Raw genomic sequence first — 19,092 nt, forward strand, 5'->3', positions numbered from 1 at the left:
ACGGTGTCGGTATCGTTGAGGCACCGTCGACCATTTCCGGAAGGGTATCCGTGCGCATCACCGGTACTGGCCACGCCAGCATGTACATCGAGACGGCCGCAGGCTCGATCCTCTGCGACCCCTGGGTGAACCCGGCCTACTTCGCCTCCTGGTTCCCGTTCCCCGACAACTCGCAGCTGGACTGGGACACCCTCGGCCGGGCCGACTACCTGTACGTGTCGCACCTGCACCGCGACCACTTCGACGAGGAGAACCTCTCGAAGCGCATCAGCAAGGACACCACCGTCCTGCTGCCGGAGTACCCCACCTCTGAGCTGGAGTCCGAGCTGCGCGCCCTGGGCTTCCACAAGTTCATCAAGACCGTCTCCGAGGAGATCGTGGAGCTGCCCGGCGGCGTCAAGGTCATGATCCAGGCGCTGACCAGCCCCACCGACGGGCCGATCGGCGACTCGTCGCTGTGGGTCGAGGACGCCGACGGCACGCGGCTGCTGAACCAGAACGACGCCCGCCCGACCGACATGAGCGTGTTCCTCCGGCACGGCAAGATCCACGCCCACCTGCTCCAGTTCTCCGGCGCGATCTGGTTCCCGATGGTCTACGAGCTGCCCGACAACGCCAAGCGCGCCTTCGGCAAGCAGAAGCGCGAACGCGGTTTCGACCGCTCGCTGCGCTACATCGAGGACGTCGCCGGCGACTGGGTCTTCCCGATCGCCGGGCCGCCGTGCTTCCTCGACGACGAGCTGTACCAGTTCAACGACGTCTTCGGCGACGAGGGCAACATCTTCCCCGACCAGATGGCCTACACCGACTGGCTCGAGGAGCAGGGGCACAAGAACAACATCGTGCTGCTGCCCGGATCGGTCGCCGAAGTCGCGAGCGATGGCGCGGCCTCGGTGACCCACCCCGTCGGCGACCTGCGGGAGTGGTTCGCCAACAAGAAGGAGCACCTCGACGCCTACCGCGACCGCCAGAAGGAGCGCATCGCCGCCGAGAAGGCCACCTGGTCGCATCCCGAGATCGACGTGCTCGAGACGCTTCGGGAGCGCATCGAGCCGCTCATGGCGCAGGCCGAGCACATCGCCACCGGTATCGGCGGCCCGGTGCGGTTCGACCTGACCGCGCCGGATTCGGACGAGGTCGTCGAGTCGATCGTCTTCGACTTCCTGGAGCGCAGGATCTACCCGGACGACGGGGCGAAGGTCCGCTACCGGTTCCGGACCGAGCGGCGCCTGATCGAGCACCTCCTGCACGTGGGCGAGGTCGACTGGGTCAACTCGCTGTTCCTCTCGTGCCGCTTCACCGCCGCGCGCATCGGCCAGTACAACGAGTACGTCTACGCCTTCTTCAAGTGCCTGTCCGAGGAGCGCATCCAGTACGCCGAGGGCTGGTACGCGGAGCAGCGCCCCGACGACGAGGACATCACGATGCAGGGCTGGCGCCTCCAGCGCCGCTGCCCGCACCTCAAGGCCGACCTGTCGGTCTTCGGCAAGATCGAGGACGGCGTCCTGACCTGCCAGATGCACGGTTGGAAGTGGAACCTCTCCTCGGGCAAGTGCATGACGAGCGTCGGCCACGACCTGCGGAGTGCTCGCGCTGAAGAGTGATGAGTCGAGCACCACGGCGCACGGTCGCGGTCGGTGACTCAGCCGTCCCCGAGGCCGAAGTCGTGCATCATCGACTTGATCTGGGACTTGTAGAACTCGTCGATGTTCTGCTGCACCGGCAGTGATCCGAACGCCTCCATGGTGACCAGCCCGAAGATCCGCACCCATCCGGAGATGAAGGCGAACACCCAGCTCAGCGGGAGGTCCTCGCCGATGATCATCGCGGCGCAGCGGTAGCGCAGTTCATCCCGCAGGCCTTCGGAGAGCTCGGGCATCGGGACCGAGGAGAAGTCGAACCCCTCGCCGTCCGTCTGCTTGTAGTATCCCGCCAGTTCGTGGCCGCACATCTGGGCGTGCTCCATGGACTTCCGCACCACCGGGGGGAGCTCCTCGAACGGAACATCGGCGCTCTGACCGTGCATTGCCATCGCGCTCTGCCCCTCGGGGACGTTGAGCATGAGCTCGAACTCGCTGCGATGGGACACGACCCAGGACCGGAACGACCAGACCCACGCCTTCATCCGGTTCAGGTGGTCGTCGGGCGCGAACTCGTCCATCGCGGCGCCGGCCGTGGCGATGAGCTCGTCGTAGAAGTCGCAGCACAGCTCGGTCAGGAGGGCGTCCAGGCTGTCGAAGTAGCGGTACAGGGCCGCGGGGGAGACGCCGACGTCCCTGGCGATCGCGCGCAGCGAGATCCCGCTCGGTCCGTGCTCGGCGAGTTGTCGGTGGGCGCTGGCCTTGATCTCGCCGATCGTCTCGGCGCGCATCCGCTCCCTTCGGGTCGTGCCGCCCGAGGTGTTGGAACTCACTGGACTCCTCTTGCAAAAGTTACGTTAACGCCGTTGACTCTATGATTGCCGTTCAATAGAGTTAACGCCGTTAGCTTTCTAGTCACTGATAACAATCCTACCGTCGGTCGGACCGCGCACAGCGGTGGCCGCGGCCACCCCAAGAGGAGAAGCACATGTATTCCCTGCTAGGCCGTGCGGTGATCAAGGCGCGATGGTTCATCGCCGTCGGCGTGGTCGCGGTCTTCGCGATCGGATCCACCTGGGGCCTCGGCGTCTTCGACGAATTCACCGACGGCGGCTTCGTCTCCTCCGACGCCGAGTCGGTCACCGACACCGAGGCCATCGAAGCGCGCTTCGGATCCACCGGCGCCGACGTGGTGATCCTCTACGAGTCCGACGCCCTCACCGTCGACGACCCCGAATACGCCTCGGCCGTCGCCGATTCCCTGGACAGGATCGCCGACCTCCCCGAAGTCGAACAGGTCACCTCCTACTACGACACCCAGGCGCCGACCTTCGTCTCCGAGGACCGCCGGGCCACCTTCGCCGCGGTCGACCTCGCCGGCAGCGGCGACACCGCCCTGCTCGACAGCTACGAGTCCTTCGAGGAGCAGGCCCGCGACGCGGCCGCCGCGGACGGCTTCGACGTCTCCTTCGGCGGCGGCGCCGCGATCTACTACGAGATCAACCACCAGGTCCAAGAGGACCTCGAGCTGGCCGAGATGATCTCCATGCCGCTGCTCCTGATCATCATGGTCATCGTCTTCGGCGCCCTGGTCGCCGCCTCGCTGCCGCTGCTCATCGGCGGCATGGCGATCCTCGGCGGCTTCGCCGTCACCCGCGTGATCGCCCAGTTCGCCGACGTCTCGATCTTCGCGGCCAACGTCATCACCATCATCGGCCTGGGCATGTCGATCGACTACTCGCTGTTCGTGCTCAGGCGCTTCCGGGAGGAACTGGCGGCCGGCCGCGACCGGCGCACGGCCGTCCTCAACACCATCGCGACCGCCGGACGCACCGTCATGGTCTCCGGACTCATCATCGTCCTGTCCATGGGCGGTCTGCTGTTCGTCGAGGTGCCGTTCCTGCACGGCATCGCCTACGGCGTCATGTCGGCCGTCGGCATCGCCATGGCCAGCGCCCTGGTCGTGCTCCCGGCCATCCTCTACCTGCTCGGACACCGCGTCGACAAGGGCCGCCTGCCGTGGCGGCGCAACAAGGCCGCCCAGACCGAGACCGGCTTCTGGCACGGACTGGCCTCGGGCGTCATGCGCCGGCCCGTGCTGGTGCTGCTGCCGGTCCTGGCGTTCATGGCCCTGCTCGCCGCCCCCGTCGCCGGAGCCGCGTTCGGCGGCGTCGACGAGCGCGAGATGCCCGCCGACGCCGAGTCCAGGATCGTCACCGAGACCATCGACGCCGACTTCCCCGGCGGCGACACCGAGACCATCGACGTCATGGTCGGCAGCGGGGGACCGGTGACGGCGGCCGAGGTCGTGCAAACGCTTGAAGGACTCGACGGCGTCGAAGCGGTGACCCCGATCGGCGAGGACGGCGAGGCGACCCTGCTGCAGGTCGCCTACGACGCCGACCCGTTCAGCGGCGACGCCCGCGACCTGGTCGAGGACGTCCGCGGCATCGAGGTCGGCGGCGCCGAGATCCACGTCTCCGGCGAGCCCGCCGAACTGGTCGACATGTTCGAGGCCATCGGCGGCGGCCTGGCGGCCATGGTCGGCTACATCGTCGCGGTCACGATCATCGTGCTCTTCCTGGCGTTCGGATCGGTGGTCCTCCCGGTCAAGGCGGTGCTGATGAACCTGGTCTCCCTGGCCGCGGCCATCGGCGTGGTGGTGTGGATCTTCCAGGAGGGGCACCTGTCGGGCGTGCTCGACTTCACCGCCTCGGGCTACCTGAGCCCGTCGAACCTGCTGCTCATGGTGGTGCTGCTGTTCGCTATGTCCACCGACTACGAAGTGTTCCTGCTCTCGAGGGTCCGCGAGGAGTGGGACAACGGGGCGGACAACCGCACGGCGGTCCTGCGCGGCATGCAGAAGACCGGATCGATCATCACCGCGGCCGCGGCGATCCTGATCGTGGTCGTGGGGGCCTTCGCGACCGGCGGCATCACGTTCATGAAGATGATCGGCGTCGGCATGGCCGTGGCGATCTTCCTCGACGCGACCGTCGTGCGCATGCTCCTGGTCCCGGCCACCATGCGCCTGCTCGGACGCGCCAACTGGTGGGTGCCCGGCCCGCTGGCCCGCCTGTACTCGAAGTACGGCATCAAGGAGACCGAGGAACCGGCAGAGGCCGCGTCCGAGCGCGTCCCCGCCGGGGTCTGATCGGATCCCAACACCCCGGCCCGTGCCGCGCTCACGCGGCACGGGCCGTCATTCGTGTACTCTGACCTGCATAAACAGTGGATCCAGGTGCTCGTCGGCGCTCAGCGAGTCGAGACCCAAATGAAATAGAGGAATATAAGTTGAGGCATTGACAATAAGGCAAGCGGTTGCATAGCCTTAGTTGATCTGGAGCCAGCCCCTTGCGAAAGGCCTCAATACTCAATGACCGACAAAGAAGTCGCCGTCGCGCCACCGGCTGAGCGCGACTCCGGTGATCCGACGGGACCGGCGGCCGGTGCCGCCTCCCCGCCCACCGCGCGGCGCCGCACGATCGCGCGCAGCCGTGAGCGCTGGGCCGCCTTGGCATTCCTCGCGCCATGGCTGGTCGGCCTGCTCGGCATCACGATCGGGCCGATGGTCGCCTCACTCTATCTCTCCTTCACCGACTACAGCCTCATCGGCGAAGCCAACTGGATCGGGCTCGAGAACTACCAGCGGATGCTCGACGACCCGCGCCTGGCCAAATCGGTCGGAGTCACCTTTCGGTACGTGCTCGTCTCCGTGCCGCTCCAGCTCGCGCTGGCGCTCGGCCTGGCCATGATCCTCGACCGGGGCGTCCGGGGCCTGCCGATCTACCGCTCGATCTTCTACCTGCCCTCCCTGCTGGGCTCCTCGGTGGCCATCGCCATCATGTGGCGCCAGGTGTTCGGCACCGAGGGCCTGGTCAACCAGGTGCTCGCCATCGTCGGCATCCAAGGCACCGGCTGGGTCTCCCACCCCGACTACGCCTTGGACACGCTCATCATCCTGAACGTGTGGACCTTCGGTTCGCCGATGGTCATCTTCCTGGCCGGCCTGCGGCAGATCCCCACCATGTACTACGAGGCCGCCCGAGTGGACGGCGCCGGCCCGGTGCGACGGTTCCTCAACATCACCGTCCCGCTGCTGACGCCCATCATCTTCTTCAACCTGGTCCTGCAGATCATCAACGCGTTCCAGTCCTTCACCCAGGCGTTCATCGTCTCCGGAGGCAAGGGCGGGCCGTCGGACTCGACGCTGTTCCTGACCCTGTACCTGTACGAACGCGGCTTCACCGCGTTCGACATGGGTTACGCCTCGGCGATCGCCTGGCTGCTGCTCATGATCATCGGCCTGTTCACGGCCCTCAACTTCCTGATGTCGAAATACTGGGTGTTCTATGGCGACTGAGACCGAAACCCCCGCCACGGCCCGGCCCGACCTGCGCCCGGCCCCCCGCAAGCGCGCTCGCCCCGAACTCGGCGGACTGCGCCGCCTGCTCATCCACCTGGGTCTGATCGTCTTCGCGATGGTCATGATCTACCCGCTGCTGTGGATGCTGTCGGCCTCCTTCAAGCCGCTCGACGAGATCTTCTCCGATCCGAGCCTCATTCCGTCCCGCATCGAGTGGCGCAACTACACCGAAGGCTGGACGTCGCTGCCGCACCCGTTCCACAAGTACATCTTCAACTCGCTGGTGGTCGTGGCCGGCGCCATCGTCGGCAACCTCGTCGCGTGCTCGATGGCGGCGTACGCCTTCGCGCGGCTGCGGTTCCCGATGCGCGGCATGCTGTTCGCGATCATGCTCGGCAGCATCATGCTGCCGATCCACGTGGTGATCATCCCCCAGTACGTGCTGTTCAATAACCTCGGCTGGATCAACACCTTCTGGCCGTTGATCGTGCCCAAGCTGCTGGCGACCGACGCGTTCTTCGTGTTCCTGATGGTGCAGTTCATCCGCGGCCTGCCGCGGGACCTCGACGAGGCCGCCCAGCTCGACGGGTGCGGATACTGGGGGATCTTCCTGAAGATCATCATGCCGTTGTGCACGCCCGCTCTGGCGACCACCGCGATCTTCACGTTCATCTGGACGTGGAACGACTTCTACTCCCAGCTGATCTATCTCAGAGACATCGACCTGCAGACCGTGCCACTGGCATTGCGCCTGTTCATGGACGCCCAGGGCCAGACCTCCTGGGGATCCGTGTTCGCGATGTCGATCGTGGCTCTGGGCCCGATCTTCGGGTTCTTCCTGGCCGGCCAGCGGTACCTCGTCAGGGGCATCGCGACCACCGGCATCAAATGACACGGCAACCAAGAATCCTCCTGAAAGGATGGAGACCATGAACGCATTCAACCCCTCGGGCCTGAGCCGGCGAACGCTCGCCAAGGCCGGTCTGCTCGGAGCCGCAGCGGCTCCGCTGCTGGCCGCCTGCGGCAACGACGACGACGGCGGCGGCGACGGCGGATCCGGGGAGCTCACGCTCGCCTGGTGGGGCGGCGACGAACGCCACGAATACACCCGCGAGATCATCGCGGCATTCGAAGCGGCGAACGAAGGCGTCACGATCCGTGAAGACATCTCCGACTGGTCCGGCTACTGGGACGCGCTCAACGTGTCCGTCTCCGGTGGCAACGCGCCCGACGTGATGCAGCACGAGGAGCGCTACCTGCGCGAATACGCCGAGCGCAACACGCTCCTCGCGCTCGACGACATCGGCATCGACTTCTCGAACCTCGACAAGGCGGTTCTCGAAGGCGGGCAGCTCGACGGCACCACCTACGGCATCGGCACCGGCGTCAACGCCTTCTGCCTGCTGGTGAACCCGAGCCTCGTCGAAGCGGCCGGAGTGGAGATGCCCGACGACAAGACCTGGAGCTGGGACGACTTCGTCGCATGGGTCACCGCGATCTCCGAGGGCGGCGACGCCGTCGGGAACTCGGCGATCTCGTTCAACAACGAGGCCCTGTTCAACGTCTTCGCCAGGCAGCGCGGTGAGAGCCTGTACGCGCCCGACGGCTCGCTCGGGTTCAGCGCGGGGACCATGACCGACTGGTGGTCCATGATCTACGGCCTGGTGCAGGCCGGGGCCGTCCCGTCGGCGACCCAGATCGTCGAGGCCTACGCCGCCGGCCAGGACCAGGCTCCTCTGGCCGTCGGCACCGGCGCCTCGGAGTTCTACTGGTCCAACCAGGTCGGCGGACTGGAGGCCGTCCTCGGAAGCGAACTGCAGCTCTTGCGGCTCCCCGGTGAGGCCGACGGCGTCCAGCCGGGCATGTACCTCAAGCCGGCCATGTTCTGGGCCGCCTCGGCCGACGCCGACCCGGAGCTGGCGGGGAAGCTGATCGACTTCCTGCTCAACAGCGACGAGGCCCTGGACCTCACGCTGACCGACCGCGGCCTCCCGGCCAACACCGAGCAGCGGGCGCGCATCCTGCCCGACCTGCCCGAGGCCGAGGCGAAGGGCGCGGACTTCATCGCCGAGCTCACTCCCGACCTGGCCGAGGGCCCGCCGGTCCCGCCGATCGGGGCCGGGCAGATCGCCGACATCACGCTGCGGGTGTACGAGCCGCTGGTGTTCGGCGACGCCACGCCGGAGGAGACCACCGAGCAGTTCATGTCTGAGGCCGAGGCCGCCATCGGCTAAGACGCGCTCAGGCTCGAGAGGCGGGGCCGCCAGGCCCCGCCTCTTGGTCGATCCGGGCGGCGACCAGTACCATTGGCCGGGTGTCCAGCCAGTTCGTACTCACGCTCTCGTGCCCCGACCGCCTCGGCATCGTCTACGCCGTCTCGGGATTCCTGACCCGCCGCAACGCCAACATCGAAGACTCCCAGCAGTCCTCTGAGCACGGCTCCGGACGGTTCTTCATGCGAGTCGAGTTCACGGCCGAAGCGCCCCGGAACGAACTGGCCGTCGGCTTCGCCGAGGTCGCCCGCGAATTCGACATGGACTGGCAGCTCCACGACCGGGCCACCAAGCCGAGGGTCCTGATCATGGCCTCCAAGCAGGGCCACTGCCTCAACGACCTGCTCTACCGCTTCCGCATCGGCGCCCTCCACGGCGAGGCTGCCGCCGTGGCCTCCAACCACCCCGACTGGGCCGACCTCGCCGCCTCCTCCGGCGTGCCGTTCCACCACCTGCCGGTCGGTCCCGACGGAAAGGCCGCCCAGGAGCAGCAGGTCCTCGACCTCATCGAATCCGAACGCATCGACGTGGTCGTCCTCGCCCGCTACATGCAGATCCTCTCCTCCGAGTTCTGCTCCAAGCTGCCCGGCCGCATCCTCAACATCCACCACTCCTTCCTGCCGAGCTTCAAAGGCGCCAAGCCCTACCACCAGGCCTACGAACGGGGCGTCAAACTCATCGGCGCGACCTGCCACTACGTCACCTCCGACCTCGACGAGGGCCCGATCATCGACCAGGAGGTCGCCCGCGTCGACCACTCGATGAGCCCCGCCGACCTCGTCGCGGCCGGACGCGACCTCGAGTCCACCTGCCTCGCACGCGGACTGGCAGCCCACCTCGACCACCGGATCCTGCTCAACGGCGCCAAGACCGTCGTCTTCCGATAGTCGCGGTTCACCCGCGTCAGGATTGAAGGATTCCATCCCACGCGCCTCAGGTGATAATGGCCGGGTGACAGATCCTCGCGAGATCGTGCTGCTGGGCTCGACCGGCTCCATCGGCACCCAGGCCATCGACATCGTCCGCGCCAACCCCGACCGCTTCCGAGTGGTCGCCCTCGGCGCCGGTGGCTCCAACCCGGCGCTGCTGGCCGAGCAGGCGGTCGAACTCGAAGTCGAGGCCGTGGCCGTCGCCGACGCCACCGCCCTCGAAGCCGTCCAACTGCGCCTGTTCGCGGCCGCCAAGGCACGCGGCTGGGACGCCGGCGGCTTCAAGATGCCGAAGATCCTGGCCGGCCGGTCGGCGATGCGCGAACTCGCGACCTGGCCGGCCCACACCGTCCTCAACGGCATGAGCGGCTCCATCGGCCTCGAACCGACCCTCGCGGCCCTCGAAGCCGGCCGGCAGCTCGCCCTCGCCAACAAGGAATCCCTCGTCGCAGGCGGTCCGCTCGTGCGCGCGGTGGCCAAACCCGGGCAGATCGTCCCGGTGGACTCCGAACACTCCGCGCTCGCGCAGTGCCTCCGCTCGGGCTCGCTCGAACGGGTCGCGAAACTCGTCCTCACCGCCTCCGGCGGTCCCTTCCGCGGCAGGAGCCGCGAGCAGCTCGCCGACGTCACCGTCGAAGAGGCCCTCGCCCACCCCACCTGGGACATGGGCCCGGTCGTCACCATCAACTCCGCGACCATGGTCAACAAGGCCCTCGAGCTCATCGAGGCCCACGAACTGTTCGCGGTCGACTACGACCGCCTCGACGTCGTCGTCCACCCCCAGTCGGTGATCCACTCCATGGTCGAGTTCACCGACGGCTCCACCATCGCCCAGGCCTCCCCGCCCGACATGCGCCTGCCGATCGGCCACGCCCTCGCCTGGCCCGACCGGCTCCCCGGGTCCGCCCGCCCCGTCGACTGGACCCGAGCCAACGACTGGCACTTCGAACCGCTCGACCACGCCGCCTTCCCCGCCGTCGCCCTCGCCAAGGACGCCGGGCGAGCCGGAGGAGTGCTCCCGGCGGTCTACAACGCCGCCAACGAAGAAGCCGTCGCGGCATTCCGCTCCGGGACGCTGCCGTTCCCCGGCATCGTCGACACCGTCGCCGCCGTCCTCGACACCGCCCCCGAATTCGGCCGACCCAAAAGTGTCGCAGACGTAATGGAGGCCGAGAGCTGGGCGAGGTCGAGCGCCCGCCGGATAGTGTTGGACGCGTCGGAGCGATAGAAGGAGTCAAGAGTTGCTGGCCTATACCACCGGGATCATCCTGTTCGCGCTGGCGATCCTCATCTCAGTGAGTCTCCACGAATTCGGTCACATGCTCACCGCCAAGGGATTCGGGATGAAGGTCACCCGGTACTTCGTCGGCTTCGGCCCCACGCTGTGGTCCTTCCGCAGAGGCGAGACCGAATACGGCCTCAAGGGCATCCCGCTGGGCGGCTTCGTGAAGATCGTCGGCATGACCCCCCTGGAGGAGCAGGAGGAGGAGGTCACCGAGGCGGACAAGAACCGCGTGTTCTGGCGCAAGCCGCTGTGGCAGCGCACCGTCGTGCTCGCCGCCGGTTCGGTCACCCACTTCATCCTCGCCTTCGCCGTGCTGTGGATCCTGGTCTCCTTCGTCGGCGTCACCAACCCGGCCTGGGCCGACTCCTACGAGCACTCGCAGCGCACCGCGACGGTCGACGTCACCGAATGCGTCCCGCCCGATGACGCCGACGCCGACTTCACCTGCTCCGCCGCCGACGAACCCGCTCCGGCCCACGCCGCGGGCCTCCAGAGCGGCGACGAGATCGTCGCCGTCGGAGGCAGCGAGGTCGCCGGCTGGGACTCCCTGGTCGAGCAGGTCTCCGACCTCACTCCCGGCGAACCGGTCGCGGTCACCGTCGAACGCGACGGCCGGACGATCGACTACGAGGTCGTCCCGTACTCCGCCGAGGTCGAACTCGCCGACGGCACCACCGAGACCGTGGCCCGGCTCGGCGTCACCCCGTACATCGATCCGACCATCGACCCGGTCTTGGTCGCCGGCCCCGTCCAGGGCGTCGGCGACACCGTCTCCTACACCGGCGACATGTTCCGCGAGACGTTCATCGCGCTCGGCAAGCTGCCGTCGAAGATCCCGCCGCTGTGGGACTCGATCTGGGGCGCCGAGCGCGCCGACGACACCCCCGTGAGCGTCGTCGGCGCCTCCCGCCTCGGCGGCGAGATGGTCCAGTACGACCAGTGGGCGATGTTCTTCATGCTGCTGGTGGTGCTCAACTACTTCATCGGCGTGTTCAACCTGCTGCCGCTGCTGCCGATGGACGGCGGGCACATCGCCATCGCCTGGTACGAGAAGGTCAGGTCCTGGTGGGCGGCCAGGCGCGGTCGCCCCGATCCGGGGCGTGTCGACTACCTCAAGCTCATGCCGCTCACATACGCCGTGATCATCCTGCTGGGCGGGTTCATGCTGCTCACGATCACCGCGGACATCGTCAATCCCATCACACTGTTCAACTGATCCGTGACGACGAGGTGGAGACTAGCCCTATGACCGCAGTGAACCTGGGGATCCCGAGCAAGCGCCCCGAGACCGAGCCGCTCGCCGAGCGCCGCAAGACCCGCCAGCTCAACGTCGGCGGCGTGCTCGTCGGCGGCGGGGCGCCGATCAGCGTCCAGTCGATGACGACCACCCGGACCGCCGACATCGGCCCGACCCTCCAGCAGATCGCCGAGCTGACCGCCTCCGGCTGCCAGATCGTGCGCGTCGCGTGCCCGACCCAGGACGACGCCGACGCCCTGGCGACCATCGCCAAGAAGTCGCAGATCCCGGTCATCGCCGACATCCACTTCCAGCCGAAGTACGTCTTCGCCGCCATCGACGCCGGCTGCGCCGCGGTGCGGGTCAACCCCGGCAACATCAAGAAGTTCGACGACAAGGTCGGTGAGATCGCCAGGGCCGCGAAGGCCGCGGGCACCCCGATCCGCATCGGCGTCAACGCCGGCTCGCTCGACAAGCGCCAGCTCGCCAAGTACGGCAAGGCCACGCCCGAGGCGCTGGTCGAATCGGCACTGTGGGAGGCCTCGCTGTTCGAGGAGCACGACTTCCGCGACATCAAGATCTCGGTCAAGCACAACGACCCGGTGGTCATGATCAAGGCCTACCGGCTCCTGTCCCAGCGGTGCGACTACCCGCTCCACCTCGGCGTCACCGAGGCCGGCCCGGCCTTCCAGGGCACCATCAAGTCCGCCACGGCCTTCGGCGCGCTCCTGGCCGAAGGCATCGGCGACACCATCCGCGTGTCCCTGTCGGCCCCGCCGGTCGAAGAGGTCAAGGTCGGCAACCAGATCCTGGAGTCGATGGGCCTCAAGGAACGCGGGCTGGAGATCGTCTCGTGCCCTTCGTGCGGGCGCGCGCAGGTCGACGTCTACAAGCTCGCCGAAGAGGTCACCGCCGGGCTCGAGGGCCTGCCGGTCCCGCTGCGCGTGGCCGTCATGGGCTGCGTCGTCAACGGGCCCGGCGAGGCCCGCGAGGCCGACCTCGGCGTCGCCAGCGGCAACGGCAAGGGCCAGATCTTCGTCAAAGGCGAGGTCATCCGGACCGTCCCGGAGTCGCAGATCGTCGAGACCCTCATCGAGGAGGCCGTCCGGCTCGCCGACGAGATGGGCGCCGACCTGCCCGACGAGCTGAAGGAGCTCGCCGGCCCGGTCGTCGAAGTCCGTTGATCTGTCGGATAGGCGACTTACGGCACTACCGTCGGTCACTACGCTGGAGCACAAGCCGAGGCAGCGCCGCCTTGTGTCCACCTAGAAACCGACATATGGAGCGTTTTGTGCGATATTGCACAAACATGACTCCGTGGATTCGGCGTGCCCGCCGCGCGCGACGGCCGATAATGAGTTCCGCGCAGCAAAAGACCTTGTCGCCGCCCGCGAAGGGGGAGCCACCGCCATGGGGAAGATCGTCCGACAGGTATCCGAAGGTGTCACCAAGTACTACTGGTACCCCGGTGAGAAGACCGACTGGATCAGGGCCGCGCTCACCGTCCTCGGCGGCGCCCTGCTGTTCGTCCTGCTCTACGTGGTCACCAAGAACCTGCTCCTCGCCGCCGTCATCAGCGGCACCGCCGTGCAGGCCGTCGTCGGCGCCTACCTGGGGCGCCGCGACGCCGCCGGGCTGAGCGGCTTCCACGATCCCGCCGCCGAGCGCCGTGCCGCCGTAGCCGACGGCACCCGGGCGGCCTGGCGCGGCACGCTCCAAGGACTGCTGTGCGCCGGCTCGGCCATCTTCGTGCTCAACATGCCGCACGCGGGCTTCCTGGCCGACTGGATCCTGCCGTTCGTGCCCTCGATCGTCGGCGCGCTGGCCCATTCCGGCGGCATGCTCTGGGAACGCATGTCCCAGGAGGTCGGCACCGCCGAGGCGGTCGAGAGCGGCGAGCCGCCCGAGAAGTCCGACGACCCGAGCGGCGAGCGCAAGGAGCTCGAAACCGCATGAGGCGCCTCGAGCAGGCGTGTGAGCCGGCGCGGGGCGGCTGCCGCTGTCGCCTGTATTCGACAGGCGGGGCGCTCGACCGCGGGAGGTGTCGTTCGCCGCGGACAATTCCGCGGTGCTGCCACGGGAGCGGCGCCCCGCGCCGGCTCGGTCGTAGTGCTTCATGGGCCCTGGCTGGACTCCGGTGCACATCAGCATGCTGCGAACGCCCGCAGAACGCAAGACCTTTTCAGGCTCGGTTCGGCAACGGCCCGGGGCGACGCCTCACGGGCGGGACCGGCACCGGACGTTACGCTTGAGCGATGAGTGTTCGTCCAGTTCTGCGGCCAGGAAAGCAGAGCCCCCGCCGGTCCGTGCCCGAATCCATCGAGCGGCCCGAGTACGTCGACCGGGCCCGACCGGAGCCGTTCCGCGGCTCCGAGATCAAGGACGCCGAGACCGTCGAGAAGATGCGCGTGGCCGCCCGACTGGCGGCCGACGCGCTGGTCGAGGTCGGCAAGGCCGTGGCTCCGGGCGTGACGACCGACGAACTGGACCGGATCGTCCACGAATACCTGTGCGACCACGGCGCCTACCCGTCGACCCTCGGGTACCGGGGATTCCCGAAGTCCTGCTGCACCTCGCTCAACGAAGTGATCTGCCACGGCATCCCCGACTCGACCGTGGTGCGCGACGGCGACATCGTCAACATCGACATCACCGCGTTCATCGGCGGTGTGCACGGCGACTGCAACGCCACGTTCCTGGCCGGAGACGTCTCCGAGGACGCCCGGCTCCTGGTGGAGCGGACCTGGCGGGCCACGATGCGCGCCATCAAGGCGGTCAAGCCCGGTCGTCGGCTCAACGTCGTCGGCAAGGTCATCGAGGCCTACGCCTCGCGCTTCGGCTACGGCGTGGTCCGGCAGTTCACCGGCCACGGCATCGGCACGGCGTTTCACTCCGGACTGTACGTCCCGCACTACGACGACCCGAGCCTGGACACCGTCATCGAGACGGGTATGACCTTCACGATCGAGCCGATGATCAACCTGGGCAGCGCGGAACCCGAGATGTGGGACGACGGCTGGACGGCCGTGACCCGCGACCGCAGGTGGTCGGCCCAGTTCGAGCACACGCTCCTGGTCACCGACGACGGCGCCGAGATCCTCACCATGCCTTCGGGAGGCGTCCCGGCCGCGGGAACGCCCGAAGGCGTATGAAAGGCGCCGGCCGGGAGCCGATGACCCCGGCCGACGCCGCCGCGCCGCTACGTCGGCCGGCGCTCGCTCGGCAGCCTCGCCCTGGTGAACAGCAGCGCACCGAGGGCCGCCACCAACGGCACCACCAGCAGTGAGATTCCGAAGTTGGCCCACGGGAGCTCCCAGCCGTACAGCGTCTCGAACGGGTAGCTCGTACTCAGGTCCCGGTTCAGCGCCTCGCGGATCAGCGCGTAGCCGATCAACCCGGCGACCGTACCGAGGCCGGCGCCCAACAGGGCGATGACCACCGTCTGCCACATCGCGAACCGCTTGCGCACGCTCGGCTCGGCGCCGACCGCGCCGAGCGTCGTCATGTCCTTCCTGGATTCGGCGACGATGAGCCCGGTAGAGACGGCGGTCGCGCCCAGCGCGATGATCCCGCACAGCGCCGCGATCGCCAGCATGAAGTAGAACGTGAACGGATCGGTGTAGTCGGTCACTCTGAAGCTCACCCAGATGCCGTCGACCGCGCGCAGCTGGAGATCGGCGGCGATCGCCTCCTGCACCGCCCTGGTGGCCTCGGTCGAGGAGTCCAGCAGGTACCGCTGGTTCCACTCAGACGTCGTCATGCCGAGCCGTTCGGCGGCCTCGGGACCGGGCATGTACTGGTCGAGACCCAGGAGCCCGTGGTCGACCTCCATGGCGGGGAACTCGAACGAGGTCACCTCGCGGTCTTCGCCCTCCGAACCGTCGTGGCGCCAGGTCTCCTTGGTCACCTCGATGACGGCGGTGCCGTCGTCGGTGATCGCCCATTTGTCGGAGACCAGGATCCCGCCGGACTCGAGATGGTCCACCGCCTCCTGCAGATCCTCGCCCTCCAACTCGGTGTAGGCGGCCACGATCTCGGGATCGGTCGAGGCGGGAACGGCATCCGAGTGGGCTCCCATATTCGAGAGCTTCTCGTCGCATCGAGGGTCGTTCCGAGCCGCCTCGATCGCCGCCGCCGCGGCCTCCTCGGTGCCGTCCTGCTCCATCGACCAGTAGACGCACCGGTTCTCCTCGGGGCGCACCAGCTCCGCGTGGCAGCGCGTCTCGGTGTCCTCGTCGGCTCGGCCGCACGGCTCACCGAAGGCGTACAGGCCGATCCGCTCGACCTCGAGATCCTCCAAGTGCCGCTCGAGCACCTGTTCGGCCTCCGTGAATGCGGCGTCCAGGTCCGGAGGCGCCCCTGCCGGGTCGGCCCAGACATCGCCGGACAGGTCCAACGAGAGCGAACCCTGAGCCAGATCGTGCACGCGCCACTGCTCCATGCGGACGTTGTCGGCCGCCACGGTCAGCGAGAACGCCACGCCCGCGGCCACGACCCCCATGACCGCCGCGATCGCCGGAGCGGTCGAACCGCGGTTGCGCCCGGCCTCCCGCAGCGCCATCCTGGGCGCCAGCGGCAGCCGCCGCCCCAGCTTCGCGATCAAGGCCACGAGCGTCGGCGTGCACGCGATCAGACCGAACTGGATGGCGACGATCCCGACCGACATCAACGGCAGACTCCAGAGCGCGACGCCGGCGAACCCGGAGGCCACGCCGAGCCCGACGAGCGTCAGGCCGATCAGCGGCCAGCGCTTGCGGACCTTCCGGCGCGGCGTCCGGCCCGCCAGAGCCGCCACCACATTGATCCGCGAGGAGCTGAGCGCGGCGGCCAGCGCCGACAGCAGACCCGTCACGATGGCGAAGCCCACCAGCATCGCCTGCATCAGCGGCATGACCTTGAGGCCCGCGCTGCGGTGCCCGAAGAATTGCTCGAGCGCCGGCTGCAGGGCCCAGACGGCGAGAACGCCGACGGTCACGGCCACGACCGCGGCGATGATCCCGAAGAGCAGCCCTCCGGCGAGGACCGTGTTCCGCAGGTGCTTCGGGGCCGCCCCCGCGGCGCTCATGAGCGCGAACTCCCGCGAGCGTCGCCTGGCGCTGATGGCGAACGCCGGCCCGGCCAGCAGCACGACTTCGACGACCACGACCGTCACGATGAGGCCGAATACCATCATCATCGCGCCGTCGACGCCGTCGGAGGGACTGAAGCCCTGGTAGACCTCTTCGGTCGGCGGCGGATCCTTCACCAGCGAGGTCGCCCACACGCTCATGCCGAGCTCGTTGAGCGCCAGCGCGTCCTCGTGGGCGAGCGTGCCGGGGGCGTCGACCAGCCAGCCCGCGGCGCCGGGCTCGAAGACGGTGCCGATCGCGTAGGCGTCGTCGAGGTTCCACGGCAGCTCCACGAGCCCTGAGACGGTGTACTCGTCCGAGCCGTCCGCCAGCGCGACCGTGTCGCCGACGCCCTTCTCCAGGTATTCGGCGGCGGTCTCGGACAGGACGATCTGGTCGCCCCGCGGGGGCGCGCCTTCGAGGTATCGGAGGTTCGCCGCTTCGTAAATCGGGTCGGACAGGTCGTATCCGGCGGTCGCGATGCCGCCGATGCCGTCGGGCGTCTCGACCTGTATCCCGCCGTCGAATCCGTTGTGGTTGAACGGGGCGATCGAGCTGCCGTCGGGGAGCGCGGCGAGGACCTCGTCCTCGGTCACTTCCCGGCCTTCGTGATGCGCGCCGGACTCGGCCGGCCGGGTCCACGGCCACTGCTCGGTCCAGTTCTGCTGGACGAGGGGGACGCCCTCCCAGTCGAAGGTGATGTAGGCGTCGGTCTCGCCGAGCCGCTGCTCGGCGTTCTCGACGTCGGACAGTCGGATGGTGTCGTAGCCGGTGGCGGCGATGGAGACTCCCAGCAGCGGTATCCCCAGCAGCGCGATCGACAGGGCCGATCGGCCCTTGTATCGCAGCGCCTCGCGGCGGGCGATTCTGAGAGCGAGTCTCGTGCCGGAGAACATCACTCGGCCCCTTCGAGCAGTGTCTCGGGGGCCGCCAGCGGCTCGGAGCTGTCGACGATCCGGCCGTCGCGCAGGAACACCACCCGGTCGGCCCAGCCGGCGTGGCGGGCGTCGTGGGTGACCAGGAGTCCGGCCGCGCCCGCGTCGCAGCGTTTGCGCAGCAGCTTGAGCACGTCTTCGCCGGTGGCCGAGTCGAGCGCGCCGGTCGGCTCGTCGGCGAGCACCAGTCGCCGCTCGCCGATGAGGGCGCGGGCGATCGCGGTTCGCTGGGCCTGGCCGCCGGAGATCTCGTCGGGGAAGCGGTCGGCGACCTGGGTGTCGAGGCCGACCTCTTCGAGCGCCGCGAGCGCGGCCTTTCGGGCCTTGCCGGCGCTCCAGCCGTCGAGTTCGAGCGGCAGGGCGGCGTTCTCCACGGCGGTGAGGCTCGGTACCAGGTTGTAGTCCTGGAACACGTAGCCGACGTGGCGGCGGCGCAGCGCGGCGAGCCGCTTCTTGGAGAGGTCCGCGAGCGAGGTGCCTTCGACGACGACGTCGCCCGAAGTGGGGGAGTCCAGGCCGCCGGCGAGGTTGAGCAGGGTGGACTTGCCGGAGCCGGAGGGGCCCATGATGGCCACGAGCTCGCCGGATTCGATGGAGAGGTGGGCGTCGATGAGGGCGTGGACGGCGGTGTCGCCGCTGCCGTGGACACGGCTCACGCCCCGCATGTGCAGGACGGTCATGGGGTCACCGCTTTTCTTCGATGGCTTCGGTTTCAGGGGCGGGTTCGTGCTCGATGAAAGGGGACGGGGCCGGGATGTCGGCGCGGGCCACGACGGACTCGGTGTGGTCGAGCCAGCGGATCTCGGCCTCGGCGCGGAAGATCATGGATTCGAGGACGAGTTTCCAGGCCAGGTCCGAGCCGTTGTCGTCGGTTTTGAGGCGGGTGTACTCCTGCAGCATCCGCAGGGTGGCGGCCCGCTGCCGCTGGATGACGTCGGTGACCTCGACGCCCGGGGTGGTGACGGCCAGGGCGAGTTTGATGGTCAGTTCGTCGCGCGGCCGGTCGGCGGCGCGCACCGGGGAGGCGAACCAGCCGGCTAGGTGGCGTTTGCCCGCCTCGGTGATGCGGTAGGGGCGCTGTCCGGACTCGTTCTCGGGCATGGCCTCGACCAGCTCGTCGCGCTCCAGCCTGGCGAGTGTGGTGTAGACCTGCCCGATGTTGAGCGGCCAGGTGGAGCCGGTGGCGCTCTCGAACGCGGCCCGGAGCTGGTAGCCGTATGCCGGCCCCCGTTCGAGCAGCGCCAGGAGACTGTGTTTGACACTCATGTGCAACCTCACATACTCAGAAGAGATACTGAGTATCGCATATCGAGTATGTGTGTTGTGGGCAGGCCCGCCGGGATCGGACTCGGTGCCATTGCCGGACCTGGTGGCCCGTC

General features: G+C 68.2%; 15 protein-coding genes. 11 read left to right on the top strand and 4 right to left on the bottom strand.

What is annotated here, in order from left to right; genetic code table 11:
* Nucleotides 1–50: 50 nt before the first annotated feature.
* Complete coding sequence (locus ACYVL2_RS04940; RefSeq protein ID WP_460540790.1) at nucleotides 51–1,604, top strand: Rieske 2Fe-2S domain-containing protein; 1,554 nt, start codon at nucleotides 51–53, stop codon at nucleotides 1,602–1,604.
* 38 nt (nucleotides 1,605–1,642) lie between these two features.
* Here ACYVL2_RS04940 and ACYVL2_RS04945 read toward each other — a convergent pair whose 3' ends face one another.
* Nucleotides 1,643–2,413, bottom strand: coding sequence for a TetR/AcrR family transcriptional regulator (locus ACYVL2_RS04945; protein ID WP_460540792.1), 771 nt, complete (start codon nucleotides 2,411–2,413; stop codon nucleotides 1,643–1,645).
* Between the two features lie 155 nt (nucleotides 2,414–2,568).
* On the opposite strand from ACYVL2_RS04945, the gene ACYVL2_RS04950 reads away from it, so the two are divergent.
* From ACYVL2_RS04950 to map, 10 genes are all read left to right on the top strand, one after another.
* Complete coding sequence (locus ACYVL2_RS04950; protein ID WP_460540795.1) at nucleotides 2,569–4,734, top strand: MMPL family transporter; 2,166 nt, start codon at nucleotides 2,569–2,571, stop codon at nucleotides 4,732–4,734.
* Nucleotides 4,735–4,956: 222 nt separating this feature from the next.
* Nucleotides 4,957–5,943 carry a carbohydrate ABC transporter permease gene (locus ACYVL2_RS04955; RefSeq protein ID WP_460540797.1) on the top strand — a complete coding sequence of 329 codons (987 nt, stop codon included), beginning with the start codon at nucleotides 4,957–4,959 and terminating at the stop codon, nucleotides 5,941–5,943.
* On the top strand, nucleotides 5,933–6,838 hold the full coding sequence (locus tag ACYVL2_RS04960; protein WP_460540799.1) for a carbohydrate ABC transporter permease: 906 nt from the start codon (nucleotides 5,933–5,935) through the stop codon (nucleotides 6,836–6,838). The genes ACYVL2_RS04955 and ACYVL2_RS04960 overlap by 11 nt, the downstream gene beginning before the upstream one ends.
* Nucleotides 6,839–6,875: 37 nt before the next feature.
* Nucleotides 6,876–8,180: an ABC transporter substrate-binding protein gene (locus ACYVL2_RS04965; protein ID WP_460540801.1), complete on the top strand. Its 1,305-nt coding sequence runs from the start codon at nucleotides 6,876–6,878 to the stop codon at nucleotides 8,178–8,180.
* An 80-nt stretch (nucleotides 8,181–8,260) separates the two neighbouring features.
* Nucleotides 8,261–9,106 carry a formyltetrahydrofolate deformylase gene (gene purU, locus ACYVL2_RS04970; RefSeq protein WP_460540803.1) on the top strand — a complete coding sequence of 282 codons (846 nt, stop codon included), beginning with the start codon at nucleotides 8,261–8,263 and terminating at the stop codon, nucleotides 9,104–9,106.
* 64 nt (nucleotides 9,107–9,170) lie between these two features.
* On the top strand, nucleotides 9,171–10,376 hold the full coding sequence (gene dxr, locus ACYVL2_RS04975) for a 1-deoxy-D-xylulose-5-phosphate reductoisomerase (protein ID WP_460540805.1): 1,206 nt from the start codon (nucleotides 9,171–9,173) through the stop codon (nucleotides 10,374–10,376).
* 16 nt (nucleotides 10,377–10,392) lie between these two features.
* Nucleotides 10,393–11,649 (top strand): M50 family metallopeptidase, encoded by a 1,257-nt coding sequence (locus tag ACYVL2_RS04980; RefSeq protein WP_460541209.1) that lies wholly within the window; start codon nucleotides 10,393–10,395, stop codon nucleotides 11,647–11,649.
* A 29-nt stretch (nucleotides 11,650–11,678) separates the two neighbouring features.
* Nucleotides 11,679–12,854 carry a flavodoxin/ferredoxin-dependent (E)-4-hydroxy-3-methylbut-2-enyl-diphosphate synthase gene (ispG, locus tag ACYVL2_RS04985; protein WP_460540807.1) on the top strand — a complete coding sequence of 392 codons (1,176 nt, stop codon included), beginning with the start codon at nucleotides 11,679–11,681 and terminating at the stop codon, nucleotides 12,852–12,854.
* A gap of 226 nt (nucleotides 12,855–13,080) precedes the next feature.
* The gene (locus ACYVL2_RS04990) at nucleotides 13,081–13,626 is read left to right on the top strand and encodes a hypothetical protein (protein ID WP_460540809.1); all 546 of its coding nucleotides are present in this window, start codon (nucleotides 13,081–13,083) and stop codon (nucleotides 13,624–13,626) included.
* A 299-nt stretch (nucleotides 13,627–13,925) separates the two neighbouring features.
* Nucleotides 13,926–14,822, top strand: a complete 897-nt coding sequence (gene map / locus ACYVL2_RS04995) for a type I methionyl aminopeptidase (RefSeq protein WP_460540812.1) — start codon at nucleotides 13,926–13,928, stop codon at nucleotides 14,820–14,822.
* A gap of 47 nt (nucleotides 14,823–14,869) precedes the next feature.
* On the opposite strand, the gene ACYVL2_RS05000 is transcribed toward map, so the two are convergent.
* The 3 genes from ACYVL2_RS05000 to ACYVL2_RS05010 are packed head-to-tail and all read right to left on the bottom strand — an operon-like array spanning nucleotide 14,870 to nucleotide 18,979.
* On the bottom strand, nucleotides 14,870–17,674 hold the full coding sequence (locus ACYVL2_RS05000; protein WP_460540814.1) for an FtsX-like permease family protein: 2,805 nt from the start codon (nucleotides 17,672–17,674) through the stop codon (nucleotides 14,870–14,872).
* Nucleotides 17,674–18,393 (bottom strand): ABC transporter ATP-binding protein, encoded by a 720-nt coding sequence (locus tag ACYVL2_RS05005; protein WP_460540816.1) that lies wholly within the window; start codon nucleotides 18,391–18,393, stop codon nucleotides 17,674–17,676. Before ACYVL2_RS05005 ends, ACYVL2_RS05000 begins: the two co-directional genes overlap by 1 nt.
* Nucleotides 18,394–18,397: 4 nt before the next feature.
* Nucleotides 18,398–18,979: a PadR family transcriptional regulator gene (locus tag ACYVL2_RS05010; RefSeq protein ID WP_460540818.1), complete on the bottom strand. Its 582-nt coding sequence runs from the start codon at nucleotides 18,977–18,979 to the stop codon at nucleotides 18,398–18,400.
* Nucleotides 18,980–19,092 lie beyond the last annotated feature (113 nt).

The organism is Glycomyces halotolerans (assembly GCF_054779575.1).